The sequence below is a fragment of the Acidithiobacillus sulfurivorans genome, assembly GCF_018853815.1.
In the GTDB taxonomy this organism is placed as follows: Bacteria; Pseudomonadota; Gammaproteobacteria; order Acidithiobacillales; family Acidithiobacillaceae; genus Acidithiobacillus; species Acidithiobacillus sulfurivorans.
Map to the genome: position 1 here is coordinate 1 of NZ_JAAOMP010000101.1, position 14,578 is coordinate 14,578.

A 14,578-nucleotide genomic window follows, 5' to 3' on the forward strand; every position below is an offset into this window, starting at 1 on the left:
CACGCACAAGAACTTTATCAACCTGGCCTACCTGATCCTGGGCAAGCTGGATCTCAGGCTACCCACTTGAAATGACGAGGAACCTTGATGACTTGTTATCAGTAGTCCAACTAAAAAAATTATTTCTCTTTTTAAGATAATAAAAATAATGTGTTGCAGGATATAGCAACATAAAGCTTAACGGAAGCAGCGGTAGGAAATAACGACCTTGCACACCTTCTATCATTGTTGATTTAACAGGGCTCCAGTCTGCATAAAGGGCAATAAAAATCATAATTGCAGAAGATAATACTGACAACAATAAAAATATCCAATCTGTTAATTTTAATCGTGCAGATGAAAGCGTGGCTGCTAAAACCAATGCGGCACCGGCTATTACATAGTATTCGCCTGAAAACGGAGCATCAAGCCAGCCAAGGACGCCAATCAATTGATGGTAATAGGATGAATATTGAGAATCTATAGTCTTTAAAAATATTGTTATAAATATAGCTGGATTGGTAATTATATAGATTGCATGTGAAATCAAGCTCTTATGAGAAGGATCTATATTTACCCATGCCGCTGATTTAGCGTATGTAATCCATGCCGTTACTATAGATATGATCACAACAGAAAAGCCAATCCTCTTCATAAGCCCATACGATTTAGAGACAACAAATCCTGGAATAAAGAGTAACAGAACAAGTCCGATGTATGGAGGCTTTTGTAAGGCAAGGAACGTTATCATTATTGATGCATATATAATATTGCTTTTATGATAATCGTTGTCTGTAGTTCTGCGAGCCATAAACGCTGCTAATAAAAACCCAATAGAAATCAATAAGGCATCTGATTCCATTGCGGCATACAAGCAGGTTACCATTGGTAGTGTTGCCGAAGCGAAAATGGCTGGTGTAATGCTGCTATTAAAGTTCAGCGCATAATATGTAAAAAAAACAGCGCACAATGAAACAAACAATAATGAAAGTCGATACGTTTGTAGTATTGATAAATCAAGGAGTCTGCCTATACCTATTGCACCAGCCTGAGGCAAATAAGCCAACGGAGGATACACGGAAGTATTTGGAAATGATGAAAATATGTACCTCTTTTTATTCTTACCTTTGTTTTTCCATGTATACAATCTTGCTTTTTCAATAACATTGGCTGTTATCTTGTTATTGTAATGGAATGGAATATAATTAAACAGCGATTCTGTGGAAATAATGTTACTATTTAAATAGCCACCAGAAATATTGTTGTCTCGTGCGCCAATCAATATGCCGTTAGATACCTGGTACGCTCTATCAAAATTATTTGGAGAGTCTGGTGTCTGGAAAGGTGGAGTAAAAAAAACCTGAAAAAGAATTATCGGCAAAACAACTAACAAGTAAATAAATCTTACGTTATTATTTGTTGTGGTAATAAATGTTGCCATTATTCTTGTTAATCGAGTCATAAAACACCAAGGTTATATTATAGTAAAAGTGGGGTATTCAGATAAATGCTGTAATGTCAAAATTATGTAGCAGCATCAGATGGATCGCTCAACATAGCTTTTCCACGCGTACAACGCTCGTTAGACATGGATATATTGGCACTTTCTCGCCATCTGAGAAGCCGATCACCGTATTTAGCTGAATACCCCGCTAGAAAAAAGACAAAATGTATCATTCTGTCTCATATTCGTGTTGCCAAAACGATCCTATCCTATTGTTTCTGATTTGTTTACGTTTGCGACCAAACATCAGACAAAACAGTGAATTTCTCCATTTTTAGGTCGGGCACGAGTTCGACCATTCTAGCCGAGTCCTACGTCCGCTTCCAGTCTTTTGCGACCATTCGCCTCACTCGCCCCAGGCTACTGCGTCCTCTCCCGCAGCTTTGACCACCGCCGTTTCCCGGATCCATTCCGAGCAGCCATAGCCACCGCCTTTTGAAGCCGCTGCCTTCGTTATGGAAAGTCACCCGTTCGACCAAGCCACCGAGCAGTTCGTTGGGGATATCCTGCTTCTGGCGCTCCGGTTTGGCCATATGGAAAAGACTCATGTCGCAGCGGTTCTCCGCTGACCTTGGGAAAATGGTAGCATGACCGGCAAAGCCTATATTTGTCGGGAGGCGTTATGTGCGGTCGCTATGGCTTCATTCACAGTCCTGAAGCGCTTCAGCAGGAGTGGGGGGGATTGCACGTTCGCGGGGATTTTCCGCCCAGCTATAACCGCGCCCCGGGTCAGATGCACCCCGTCGTGCGCCAGGCTCCGGATCTGAGCCTGGAGTTGGTGCCCATGCGCTGGGGATTTTTGCCCGGCTGGAGTACCCTTACCCACATCCGGCCCATCAATGCACGGGCCGAAACGGTGGCTACCCAGCCGCTGTTTCGTGAAGCCTTTCGCGCAAGGCGGGCATTGGTGCCAGCGGACTGGTATTTTGAGTGGCCCTTTGTCCCCGAAGACCCTTCTGAAAAGTATCCCATGCTCATCCGGGCGCAAGATCATCGTATTCTGGCGCTTGCCGGGATATGGGACCAGCACACCACCGCAGAAGGTCAGACCGAGGAGACCTTCGCTATCATTACCATCCCCGCCCTGCCTGCCTTGCAGCACATCCATGAACGTATGCCTTTGGTGCTGGATCGCAACCATTGGCCGCTCTGGTGGCATCCTCATGCGCGGCGGACACACCTGGAGCCCTGTTTTCAGCCTGTAGACTTTTCCTGGGAAACTTTTCCGGTCTCTCCGCGGGTGAACAGCACCCGTTACGATACGCCAGAGGCGGTTTTGCCTTGGGACGGGACGGCGCCAGACTGATGGGATGATCTGAGAATGCTGGTGTTGGGAGGATACTTGCGCATCGTAGAACTGTTACTGTATAAATATATAGTACGCGGTTGCGGAGCACATTCTGATGCAGACAACGAACGCAAAACCCATCAAGAAATCCCAATGGCTGTTGGTCCTGATCCTGGCCCCTTTGTTGGCCGACTGGCTGGGCCATCAGTCTCCACAATATGCGGCCGGGAATGGTGGCGTATTTCAAGACGCCCGCCATGTCACCTGGACGCATGTCACCAGCCCAATGACGGTAACGCCCGCCGCACAACAAAAAGGGCATAGCGACCAGGATCGGAAACAACCCTATGCACTGTGATCCGATACCCGTATCCCAGGATGCATTGGGCGCCAAAGGCATGATGGCCACATCGCCGCAGCCCGTGGGCGGTTATCATCGCGCCTGTACGCTGCCGTTCATGGTGTCACGGATTGCCGCAGGCTTCCCGTCCCCTGCCGATGACTATGTCGAAAAACAGATCGATCTGAATACCCACCTAATCCAGCACAGGGAGGCGACTTTCATCCTGCGGGTTACCGGCTGGTCCATGCGGGACGCGGGGATTTTTGATGGCGACGAGATCATTGTGGACCGGGCCATTACTCCGGTGGATGGCAAAATCGTGGTGGCGGCCATCAATGGTGATCTCACCGTCAAACGCTTGCGCCGGATCGGCAACGCCGTGCATCTGGTGGCAGAAAATCCCGAGTTTCCCGCGATCATCCTCAAAGAAGGGGAAGAACTCTGCATCTGGGGTGTGGTGACCCGGGTGCTGCATCGCGTCTGAGGCCCGCATGGCCATTGCCCTGGTAGACGCCAACAATTTTTATGTTTCCTGTGAACGGGTGTTTCGCCCGGATCTGGAAGGGCGGCCCGTGGTGGTGCTCTCCAATAATGATGGCTGCGTCGTAGCGCGATCTGCTGAAGTGAAGGCCTTGGGTGTGGTCATGGGGACACCGTGGTTTCATCTGCAGAAGCTGGCCAAGCGTGAAGGAATCATCGCCCTGTCGAGCAATTACACTTTGTATGCCGATATGAGCAATCGCATGATGGGGATTCTTTCGAGCTTCAGCCCCATTCAGGAAGTCTACAGTATCGACGAATGCTTTCTGGATCTGCGGGGCTTTGCGCAAGATCGGCTATCCCACATGGGACAAGCGGCACGGCAGAAAGTCCGGCAATGGGTGGGATTGCCGGTCGGGGTAGGCATCGCAGCGACCAAGACGCTCGCCAAACTCGCCAACCATGTCGCCAAAAAGATGCCTGAATATGCGGGAGTCTGCGTGTGGGACGAGCTGCCTGAAGGGGATCAGCAGCGTCTCTTGCAACAATTGCCTGTTTCCGAAGTCTGGGGGGTGGGTCGCCAGTGGACCACACGATTGCAGGAGACGGGGATTCAGACGGTCTGGGATCTCCGGCAGGCGGATCCCGCGCTGATGCGCAAGCGCTTCAGTCTCCTCATGGAACGGAGCATACGGGAACTGCGCGGGGAACCTTGCATCGCCATGGTGGACATCCCGCCGCCCCGGCAGGAGATTCAATCCTCGCGATCCTTCGGCCGCACGGTAACCAGCGCAGAGGAATTGGGCGAAGCGATCAGCCTGTATACCGTAAGGGCCGCGATCAAGCTGCGTCGTCAGGGTTCAGTGGCCGGTGCACTGCGGGTGTTTATCCACACCAACCCCTTTCAGGTGCATCTACCGCAATATCATGCCACGAGAACCGTCGCCCTGAATCATCCCAGTCAGGATACCCGGGTGTTCCTGCAGGCCGGCCGCATCGCACTGGTGGACATGTATCGGTCGGGATTGGCTTATGCCAAGGCGGGGGTGCATCTCCTGGAGATCACCTCGGCGGATGCCTTGCAGGCCGACCTTTTTACGTCGGCGGAAGATGAGGCGCGCGCCAATCAATTGATGATCACGCTGGACCGGGTGAATGCGCGTTTTGGCAGCGGTACCCTGCAGCCGGGCGTGGCCGGTCTGCAGGAACCGCGTGGATGGGCCATGAAACGCGGGAACAAATCCCCTGCCTACACGACACGATGGGCGGATCTGGCCAGAGCAAAGCTGGAATAACCGAGATCAGCCTCTCGGTATAGATAAAAGACAGCGCACGGGAGGGTGGCGTGTCCGGGAAAGCGCGTTTGCGCCATGAAAGAGCACCGGCGTAGACTTGTGTCACGGTTCACCTTTCCCCTATTTCTGGACATCGGCATGCCCCCATTACGATTTCCTGCGCTGGTGTTGACGCCACCGGCACAGACCGACAACCCGCTGTCGCCGGAACAAAAGACATTTAACCGCCTCAGCCAGCAGATTGCCAAAGCCCGCCAGCAGATGAGCGATTGGGAATCTGCTATGGAGGCGACGCGAAAGCGTGTACTCAAGGACCTTCTGCCGTTGCGGGACCAGCATCTGCAATTACGCATTCAGCTGCTGGTTCAGCTGGACACCATCAGTCTGACCCAGAAACTGGGGAAAGCGGATAACGAGACCCTATCCCAGATGATCGCCCGCTTGGCCGAGAACCTCATGACGGAATCCTCCGATCCACAGTTGCAAGAAATACATGATCGGCATGGCGGCCCCGACGCAGAAGAACAGGCCATGTTCGCCGAGATGAAAGCGTCCATGGAGGATTTTTTCAACCTAAACCCTGAAGCTGCGGGTGATGGAAAAGGGTCTTCAGAAAACCCAAAGGCATGGATGGAAGAGGAAACGCCACAAACACAGTCACAGCGAGAAAGCCAACGTACCAGACCCAAAACGGCCCGGCAAAAGGCGCAAGAAGCGCGTCAGGCTGAACAGGCGGGGCAGATTCACCAGTCCCTGCAGGGCATTTATCGACGTTTAGTCAGCGCCGTGCATCCCGACCGAGAGGCGGATCCGGTCATACGTGCCCAGAAAACGGCGCTGATGCAACGGATCAATCAGGCCTATGGGGAAAATGACCTCTTGCAACTGCTGGCTCTCCAGCACGAGTTGGGCCTGATGGACGCGCAAGCCATACATAAGCTGGGCGATGCGCATTTGAAAAAGTACAACCAGGCCCTCAAAGAACAACTGGCCACCTTGAAACGTAAAATCCAGGAACTCCAGCAGCACCTGTCCGGAAATGTCGGGATATCCCCTTTTGCGATGCAGTCACCGCATGCTCTGGCGCGGGATCTTCAGGAAACCATTCAGGCAACCCGACAGGCCATTAGCGGGTTACGACAGGAGATGAAACGACTTTCGCAACCCGCCCACCTCAAACGCTGGATAAAGACTGCACGACGCGAATTGGCCTCGTAAGCTTATATCGACGATGATTTTTACTGATGCGAGGGCCACAGCCAATAAAATAGCGACCGTATAGTTGGGTGAATGGGCGGTATGCAGCTGCCGACCAACAGACTTCAACGGCGGCAGGGCAGCGGGAGCGGTCGTTTACATCCAGATTGGGAACGGGTATTATCGGCCAGAAGCGGACTGTCGTTACTCCGTGTACTTCTTATGTACCTTGATCGGCGACTCGTGCGCATCATACTCGCTGACTATGCCTTCCCGCTTGAGATGTTGGAGCAACGCGAGGTTAGCGGGAGTGTTCGGGATTTTCGGCTTGTCCTGACCATTCTCAGTCAGGCTTGGGTAGTCACCATCTAGCTCTTGCAGTATCGTGAAGAGCTGTTCCCGACTGATTGACGCCAGGAGTGGTTCAAGCAACATCACTATCTGTTGCGAATCGACACCGGTTTGCGCCATTTTCTGCACAACGTCTGGCGCGAGTCTGTGCCCGTGCCCAGAGGCGAATTGTGCCAGCGCGTTCAGGCCACTGGGGTCGGCCACCTCTGCGTATGCTTCTGCTTGATCGACAATCAAACCCTTAATTTCCGAGCTGATCTCATCGCTTGCCAGGAGTGCCGCCAGATCCGGTCGCAGTAGCTCAGGTGTCATGATGCTCAAGAACTTCGTCGACGCGCAGATGAATGCCTTGCGCGTCGGCCAATCAGTCTCTGCAAGGTGCTTATAGGTCTCTGCGGCATCCTCAATGATGTTGTGCTTCAGCAGCAGTGCAAAGAGGTCGCCCACTTCCGCCACGACGCCGCCCATATTGAGATAGGAATCCAGATCCAAGCTTTCGACCAGCTCCGCGCGCAGCGCTGCGGAAGGGAGTTGGGTCTTCGCTGCTAGGATCGCTATCGCCAACTTAGTCTTCGAGTCTTCGTTAGCGGCGTTGATCTCAGTGATTACTCCAGCGGCGGTCAAGATCTTTGCCAGGGGCTCGTCGACCGATTCGAACTTTATGACGTAGCGGCTGACATTGTTGAACGTTGCCGGGAAGCGCCTATGTTCGGCTAACACCGGCCACGCCCCCTCAGACACCTCCTCAAGATTCGCTACCTTACAATCCGGCACAGAGCATTCGACTACCTTATCAAGATGAGGCGCCGCCCGTTCGAGGACATCTTCGATCACAGCAATGAAGTTCTTGCTCGAATCCACGGTTGCGGATTCACCATCGATAGCGTCCAGGTATGTGCTCAGGTGCTCAAGCACATAGTCGTACACCGACTCGTTGTCTGCACGGATAGCATCGAGCGCCACGGTTTTCGTATTCCCGATGGCGATCGAGAGATTCTCGCGTGTGATCTCATATAGGTTGCGAGACACAAACGACCTACGAACCTGTCGACCCAGCGGCGCCAGGTGGGGCACGGTGATGTTCGCATCCGCGAAGAACGCACCGATACGTTCCGCCTGGGCATGCTCAGTTGCGTCAGACGTAAGCGCCATAAGCTCGGCGTAGTGGTATGACGAGTATTTCGACACCGCAGCATCTACCTTTTGTTCATACAAGGAATGACTGCTAAGAGCGAAATTCACCAACTCCAGCCGTGTAGTGTCATCCAGGTCAGCTTGACCCACGAGATAAAGAAACACTCGCGGGGAAAAGGCTATGAATCGTTCAATGAACCGCAGGCGCTGTTCTCCGGCAGCGAGGTACGCCGGCACAAACCTTATCTGACTCTCCCCAAGGCTAGCCAAGGATTCCACCATGATGTTCGCCGCATTGACATCGTTAATCAGGAGGTGGTCGAGGATGGCGATGTTGTATAACGCAGGTTCCTTCAGCGCATTCTTGCCTCGCTCGCGGACAATGGCGTCCACGTCGTTCGAATCAAGCACAAAATGCTCATCCATCAAGTCACGCTCAACGTGATGGATGATGAAGTTCGTCGCAGCAGAACTCACGCGATTACCATGGAAGGTTGACGTGTAGAGTGTAAAGTTGCGATTGATGTACCCGGCACGAACGAGCTGATAAGCCAGTCCTGGCTTCAGGATCGCCAGTGCGATTGTTTCAAAGGACTGATCGGCACCCTCGTACTTGACGAGGAACTCCGGTCGTCTGACTAGACCGCCAAGGTCTGCGCCCCGTAGAAACTTGATGTCGTCAGCCTTCTTGTCTACCTGCTCGTCCAGAGCTTCACGATCTGCTTCGTCCCAGCTTTCAGCGTCCAGAGGAGGATCGCCGAGCGCTGCAGTCAGATCGTCACGAGTGAAAATAAAATGTCTATTCAGGTTGGTGGGGCAGTTCAGAACCGCGTTTCCGCCAGACGTGACGAAGTCTTTCCAGAATTGCGCTTCCTTGAGATCATCACGAGACCTCGGAGCATCTGCGAATGTGAACGGAGTCTTATAGGAGGTCTGCGCAGCCCGGGCCGTCCGGTCCATGTGCGCCAGAAGGCGCTCGCCTAATTGTGCGCTTCGAGTGGCGGCTCCATCGATTTGCGCAAGCTGCCGACGAAGCTCACGGAGTTCGCCCTCAAGCTTTTGGATGTTTTCGGTCACCAATTTACGACTGACTTCGTAGAGAACGTCCAACTTGCTATTACCGAGCCGGATCGTCTCGAAGTCTGTCAGGTGCGTGCTCTTGTAGAGCATCATGGCGAACAGGTCAGTTTCACTCAGATCGAGAAGCTTGCCGTCACCAGAAAAGATTCGGTCGCGGAAGACGATGAACTCGTTGCGAACGTTCTTGAGCAGCCGCATATCCGGTACATACCGCGCCGCTAGGTCAAGCAGCTCCGGCGCAATTTCGTACTTGATATCGGCAAGTAGCTTTACTGCCAGATTGCGAGCGCTTCGGTGGGTGATGAAGGGAACCACCGGGATGACAAGGTCGAAGAACTTAGTACGATTGGCACGTACAGCTTCAGCCTGCGCCGGATCATCCATCTCGACCACGTCAGGCTCAACATCCTTGCGGCCTTCCGCTACCAAGCCGATACGATCAAAGATGCTGTCCTTAATGGCGTAGATGAAGCGGATCGGCTTTTTGATCTGGGGCGATGCATTCAGCAGCGTGTTCAGCGCCCGCAGCGTCTCGAAAATGTGCGAGTCGTTGAAGCGGTCGATGTCTTCAAAAATAACGATGTCGCGTTGTGACACTTCGAAGAAGTAGACAATCTCATCGAGGTACTGATCGAAGTACGATACAGATGTCTCGTCAAGGATGACCGTCGCAGAACCCGCAGAGAGCTGCTTGATGTGGAGCTTTCCATAAAGTCGCCTGCGCACCCACAGCGCCATTCCCGAAGCTATCCCCCATATGACCAGGTGTCTCCAGACACCCATATCTCCCAAGAATGAGAAGGTGTCGGCAAGCTTTGCTGTCCAACCGGTCAGGACGAAGATGATTGCGATGGCAAGACCTAGTAGTACCGAAAACTCGATCTCCCGACACCATTGAAAACGCTCGATCCGCCGAAACCGGGATGCCGGCGTCTTACCGGGATCTTCGCGGTAGAGCAATTGCTTGACGATCTCCTGCTGGATTCGATTGGTCGGTGTGGTTGCCTGGATAGGCACCGATTCATCGAGCTTGGATGCTTCGATGGGCGCAAGCGTCGACAACGAGAGCTCAACAACACGCCCGTCCTGTTGTCGAGCGATTTCCTGCAGGATGCTGCTCTTGCCGACGCCAAAGTTCCCAGAAAGCGCGATGTTGCGGATTTGCTTATTGTCGAGAGCAGCCTTGATGGCCTCGACGTACTGGCCGTGTTCCTTTGAAAGGTATTCAGGGGTAAGCGGAATGAGGTTCCATGATCCGCCAGAGTCAGGCTCTTGTTGAGTACTCATGCTCGTCCTTAAAGTAGATCTGTACTGCCTCACCCATCAGATATGAAAGTTGTTGCCGTTGCGAAGGTCTGAACGAGCTCGGCAAGCAATGGCGAACGCATTTTTCACACAAGGGCGTCCCATACAAAATGGCACGCATCATATACCCCTTGGCACAAGCTGCACTGCAGAGGCGTGATTACGGATTTATCATACATCGGGCCTACGCACCGCGAGAAATATGGGGCAGTTTCAATTTTTTCACGCAAGCGTAGTTAGCTTGAATTGAGGAGCCAAAGAGGAGCGGGGGACTCAATACCTCCCTAAACCGACTGCTTTGGGTCGGATGATGTCATTGGCTTTCCGCTGTTGAATGTCTGCAATCAGTCTTGAACTGCCCTTCGGGTAATATTCACCCCAGCATCTTCGCCAGGTCCTCAGCTCTCAAGTGAGTATAGCGTTTCAGCATCTGCAAGGTCTTGTGCCCTGTGATGGCCGCCACCTGCATGGGATTCAAGCCCTTCTCGAAGAAACGACTGGTGGCCTCGTGGCGGAGGTCGTGAAAGCGTAGGTCCTCGATACCTGCTCGGTGGCAGGCGCGAGCAAAGGCTTGTGTGATGCTATCTGCCCTGACACCCCACACCTCACCATCCATGCGGCGGGGTAGGGCATCTAGTACGGCCAAGGCGCGACTGGACAGCGGTACTCGGCGCGGATCGCCAGTTTTGGAATCTGGCACTGAAAGCACATGTGTCCTCATATCTACATGCCGCCAGAGCATTGCGGCAATCTCGCCTCGACGCATGCCCGTTTCCAGGGCGAAGCGAATGATGGTGGGGAGAGGTTCACCATACTCTTGCGCAGCCGCCAACAGCCTTTTTTCCTCATCACCCACCAGTCGCCGATCTCGCGCATTGTTGGGCTTCTGCACGGACACCAAGGGCACAGGATTGACCAACCCGGCCAACCCCCATTCTTTGGTCGCCACAGTGAACAGATGGGAGAGCAAGGATAGACGACGCTTGATCGTGATGGGGCTGTAACCATCGGCCAGCATGGCATCCCGATACTTCGCAATGTCTTTGCCTTGGATAGCTGCCAGATACATGCGGGCCAAGGGGGATTCCTTGACCTTTCCGATGATGGAAACTTCCTGGACAGCACCCTTTTTGCGACTGGATACTTCTTTCGAGTAGCGATCCAGAGCTTCCGCCAGGGTAGTGTTCTCAGCCTCGCTCCGATTGCACCAGACGCCCCGGAGCATTTCACTCTCTGTGATCTTGGCCCAGGACTCGGCATCTCTCTTTGTGCGGAATGTCCGCGTCTGGGACGGAAACCCGCGTTTGCGAATGATGGCTTGCCAGCCAATCACGTTTTTATCCTGGTCTTCCCTGGGGTTGATGGTCGCCATGCTGCACCTCACGCTGCACCCTGTTTCAGGACTCAGTGCAGCATAATTGCAGCGAAAAAGCAACAAGGGGTTAGGCCGTTTAGCCTAACCCCTTGTTTTATTTGGTGGAGCGGAGGAGGATCGAACTCCCGACCTTCGCATTGCGAACGCGACGCTCTCCCAGCTGAGCTACCGCCCCATGAGCGCAAAGGATAAAGAGAAGCCTTGCGGAATGCAATGCTTGTAAACTGCTGGCAGAGTCCGGTGTCAGTTTTTGCTGCTCAGCAGCGCCCTACCACCATTACATCGCTGCCAAACGGGAAGATTTCGGGCCGAAGTCCGGCCTCTTTTAAGGCGCTGGCGATTTCCTCAGGATGCAGGAAATGATTCCCTTGCACATGCTCGGTGAGATTCTGGTAAGCCATGCCCCGCAAGGGTGCTTCGCGCAGGCGACGATGATCATCTGGCCATGCCGGTTCCCAAATGACCACGGCGCCTTCTGCTTTGAGATTACTGCGCAGTTTGTCAAAAATTGCCCCACGTTTTTCCCAGACATGGTGAAGGGCACGATTCATGGCAATCAGATCTGCCGGTTCTGGTAGTGAAAACGCATGGATGTCGCCAACAGAAAAGTGCAGACGGTCACCCAGACCCTCCTGTTGGGCTATTTCCTGGGCCTGTTGCACATTTTCCGCAAAACCATCCAGACCAAGGCCGCGCAAATTGTTGCAGCGCTGTGCCAGTGCCCGTAAATACCAGCCATTTCCGCAACCCAGATCCACAGCGAGACCACCTCGGGCGTCTACTTCGGCAAATATGGGAACCTGCGGGCAGATTTTTTCTTCAAAAGTCTTGCGGAAATTGTTTTCCAGCATCAGCCCAAACCAGGGCAGAATGGTTTCCCGTTCCGCCAGTACTTTTTCACCCGGACGTTCACCCGTGCGCATCAGTCCAGCGGCGCGTTCAGCCATATGTGCCGAGAGGACCGAACCAATAGCTGTTGCCATTCGGCTTCCCGGAGCCTCGGGGCGCATGCTGTCTCCATCTTCACTGAGTTGCCACTGATCCTCGGAATTAAGTTCCAGCCAGCCAAAAGCATAAGCGGCGTCGCACCAGCGGGTGACGTATCCTTCATCCATGCCCGCTTGTTGGGCGAGACGTTGGGAATCAGCCTTCTGCAGTTGGTGCAGGGCGCTGAACAGCCCGTTGACGACACCTATGAAAGCAATATTCAGGGATTGTGCGCCCTGAGCCTGCTGTCTGAGTTCTTCCATGCTGCGTAAAGTCATGTGCTCTCCTTGTCGCTCGTTGCGTTAAATAAGGTATTTCAGGCCGACTACGGTCAGTAATCCCAGTGTTCCCAATAAAAAGGCGCGTTGGTTGATACGTAGGTGTAAACGATTACCCGCCCAGAGACCCAGCAAAACTGGCGGAATCAACATTAAAAAACCTACGGCCAGCTGCCAGGTCAACAGCGCCAGAGCTACATACATGAAGCCGCGCAACACATTGTCTGTGAGCGCAATCCCCTGAAAAGTGGCGCGAAAAGCGCGTTTGTCCAGATGCCGCATTTGCAGGTAGGCGACGATAGGTGGTCCACCACCACCATAGAGGCTGCCCACGACCCCCCCAAAAATACCGAGCGGTGTTCCCCAAGGCAGGCTGATGCGTGGGAGGCGATCAGGCTTCATGGCGAGTGCATAGACCACATAAGCCAGAATGAATACGCCAAGGAATCGGGTCAGATTTTGAGCATTGGTATCAGCCAGTATAAAAGAACCGATTGCCAGACCAATGATGCTGCCGGGGATCAGCCAGCGTAACTCCGGCCAGCGCATTTCCCGAAAATCATAGGCACCCAGTAATACCGAACCGAGAAGATCCAGAAGCAGTACGACTGGCACCACTTCCTTGATAGGAAATATAAGCGTGAGCAAGGCCACGGAAATCAGTCCAGAACCAAACCCGATCACTGCCCGGACGTAAAAAGCCAGGAGAATGATGAATCCGGCGATGGCCCAGAGGAGGGGAGAGTGGATGAGGGTGGCATAAGAAAGGGATGCGTGTAAGTTCATACCGACCAGTCTATAAGTTTTGGGGAGTGTCTTCCAGAGGCTGGGTATGCCCCGCTTCCGAGCAATTGCGCACATATAGGCATTTCAGAAAAAATAGCCTAATATGAAACTATCCTGAGAAATTGCTTTAACCTTGCATCCCGTTAATGGGGAGGGCTAACCCATGCTGCCGCATCCATCTGCAAATACTGCATCATTCATACCTCGTTACTACAGGCCTCATTTATGGTTCTTGGGCCTGTTTATACTAGGATGGACGCTCATTTTGGGTATTCCTACTGCCCGCGCCGATACCAACAGCAGCGGTCTGCCGCCCATTGATGCCCGCGCTTATATTTTGATGAATGCCCAAACCGGTGCCATCATCGCCGCCAAAAATGCTTACCGACCCTATGCGATTGCCAGTATTACCAAACTCATGACCTTGTATCTGCTGTTCAAGGACATTCATGCTGGTGGAATGCAGGTGCACCAGGAGTTTGTACCCTGCCAGGCAGCATTGGAAACCGGTGGTTCCAGCATGTTCATGCATCCTGGATTGCGCTTTTCAGTAGCTCAGATGATTTTGGGGATGACAGTTCCTTCAGGAAACGACGCTGCTGTGGAAGCTGCGCATCTGGTGGCTGGCAGTGTCCCGGCTTTCGTGCGTGAAATGAACCAGACGGCGCGTAAAATCGGTATGTTATCGACAACCTATTATGATCCGGATGGCCTTCCTCATCCCAATAACACCGCCAGTCCTTATGATATTGCTATTCTCACCAAGCGGATTATGACGGATTTTCCGCAGTACATGCATTTTTTCAATCATGAGAATTTCACTTACGCAGGCATTACCAGTCCCAATCCCAATTTGCTGGTAGGCCGCGTGCCTTTCATCACCGGCATGAAAAGCGGTTACACCGACGCCGCTGGTCATTGTCTGGTGGCTACGGGCACCCAAAATGGGGTACAACTCATTGCCGTGATTCTGGGTGTTCCTTCATTTACCGATGAAAACCGTGGTTTCTGGAAGGCATCCTGGCAAAGTCTCAAATTGCTCGACTGGGGTTTTGCCAGAACGCTCTGGCTGCCTGCCGTACCCCATCTGGAAAAAACCTCGGCACCCTGAAACGGCGGTGGGCCGGGAAGCTTTTTGCTCCAACGTCCCTTGCCTGTTGTTCTAAGGCTCATCCTGCTGTCAGGAGAGAACTCGC

The 14,578-nt window shown here is 52.9% G+C and carries 12 protein-coding genes and 1 tRNA gene; 6 read left to right on the plus strand and 7 right to left on the minus strand.

The window, feature by feature from the left end; all coding sequences use genetic code 11:
• Window positions 1–58: 58 nt before the first annotated feature.
• A complete protein-coding gene (locus HAP95_RS09200) occupies window positions 59–1,420 on the minus strand; it encodes a DUF2142 domain-containing protein (protein WP_215883947.1) in 1,362 nt (453 codons plus the stop codon).
• Window positions 1,421–1,794: 374 nt separating this feature from the next.
• Entirely contained in the window at window positions 1,795–2,031 is a 237-nt protein-coding gene (locus tag HAP95_RS17120; RefSeq protein ID WP_226832689.1) for a hypothetical protein, read from the minus strand.
• Window positions 2,032–2,105: 74 nt separating this feature from the next.
• On the opposite strand from HAP95_RS17120, the gene HAP95_RS09210 reads away from it, so the two are divergent.
• The 5 genes from HAP95_RS09210 to HAP95_RS09230 all read left to right on the plus strand — a co-directional run bounded on the left by HAP95_RS09210 (window position 2,106) and on the right by HAP95_RS09230 (window position 6,107).
• Complete coding sequence (locus HAP95_RS09210) at window positions 2,106–2,789, plus strand: SOS response-associated peptidase (protein ID WP_054609021.1); 684 nt, start codon at window positions 2,106–2,108, stop codon at window positions 2,787–2,789.
• A 97-nt stretch (window positions 2,790–2,886) separates the two neighbouring features.
• A complete protein-coding gene (locus tag HAP95_RS09215; protein ID WP_054609022.1) occupies window positions 2,887–3,129 on the plus strand; it encodes a hypothetical protein in 243 nt (80 codons plus the stop codon).
• Entirely contained in the window at window positions 3,119–3,598 is a 480-nt protein-coding gene (locus HAP95_RS09220) for a LexA family protein (protein ID WP_054609023.1), read from the plus strand. The genes HAP95_RS09215 and HAP95_RS09220 overlap by 11 nt, the downstream gene beginning before the upstream one ends.
• A gap of 7 nt (window positions 3,599–3,605) precedes the next feature.
• Window positions 3,606–4,889 carry a Y-family DNA polymerase gene (locus HAP95_RS09225; RefSeq protein ID WP_054609024.1) on the plus strand — a complete coding sequence of 428 codons (1,284 nt, stop codon included), beginning with the start codon at window positions 3,606–3,608 and terminating at the stop codon, window positions 4,887–4,889.
• Between the two features lie 138 nt (window positions 4,890–5,027).
• Window positions 5,028–6,107 (plus strand): J domain-containing protein, encoded by a 1,080-nt coding sequence (locus HAP95_RS09230; protein ID WP_054609029.1) that lies wholly within the window; start codon window positions 5,028–5,030, stop codon window positions 6,105–6,107.
• Window positions 6,108–6,290: 183 nt separating this feature from the next.
• Here the strand turns inward: HAP95_RS09230 and HAP95_RS09235 are convergent, their stop codons facing one another.
• The 5 genes from HAP95_RS09235 to HAP95_RS09255 all read right to left on the minus strand — a co-directional run bounded on the left by HAP95_RS09235 (window position 6,291) and on the right by HAP95_RS09255 (window position 13,382).
• Window positions 6,291–9,938, minus strand: coding sequence for a YobI family P-loop NTPase (locus HAP95_RS09235; protein WP_215883948.1), 3,648 nt, complete (start codon window positions 9,936–9,938; stop codon window positions 6,291–6,293).
• Window positions 9,939–10,329: 391 nt separating this feature from the next.
• A complete protein-coding gene (locus tag HAP95_RS09240; RefSeq protein WP_031572380.1) occupies window positions 10,330–11,328 on the minus strand; it encodes a site-specific integrase in 999 nt (332 codons plus the stop codon).
• 102 nt (window positions 11,329–11,430) lie between these two features.
• Window positions 11,431–11,506: transfer RNA gene (locus HAP95_RS09245), tRNA-Ala, on the minus strand.
• 82 nt (window positions 11,507–11,588) lie between these two features.
• Window positions 11,589–12,596, minus strand: coding sequence for a class I SAM-dependent methyltransferase (locus HAP95_RS09250; protein WP_215883949.1), 1,008 nt, complete (start codon window positions 12,594–12,596; stop codon window positions 11,589–11,591).
• Between the two features lie 24 nt (window positions 12,597–12,620).
• On the minus strand, window positions 12,621–13,382 hold the full coding sequence (locus HAP95_RS09255; protein ID WP_215883950.1) for a sulfite exporter TauE/SafE family protein: 762 nt from the start codon (window positions 13,380–13,382) through the stop codon (window positions 12,621–12,623).
• Window positions 13,383–13,647: 265 nt separating this feature from the next.
• Here HAP95_RS09255 and HAP95_RS09260 point away from each other — a divergent pair, with 265 nt between their 5' ends.
• Complete coding sequence (locus tag HAP95_RS09260; RefSeq protein ID WP_226832690.1) at window positions 13,648–14,493, plus strand: D-alanyl-D-alanine carboxypeptidase family protein; 846 nt, start codon at window positions 13,648–13,650, stop codon at window positions 14,491–14,493.
• Window positions 14,494–14,578: the final 85 nt, after the last annotated feature.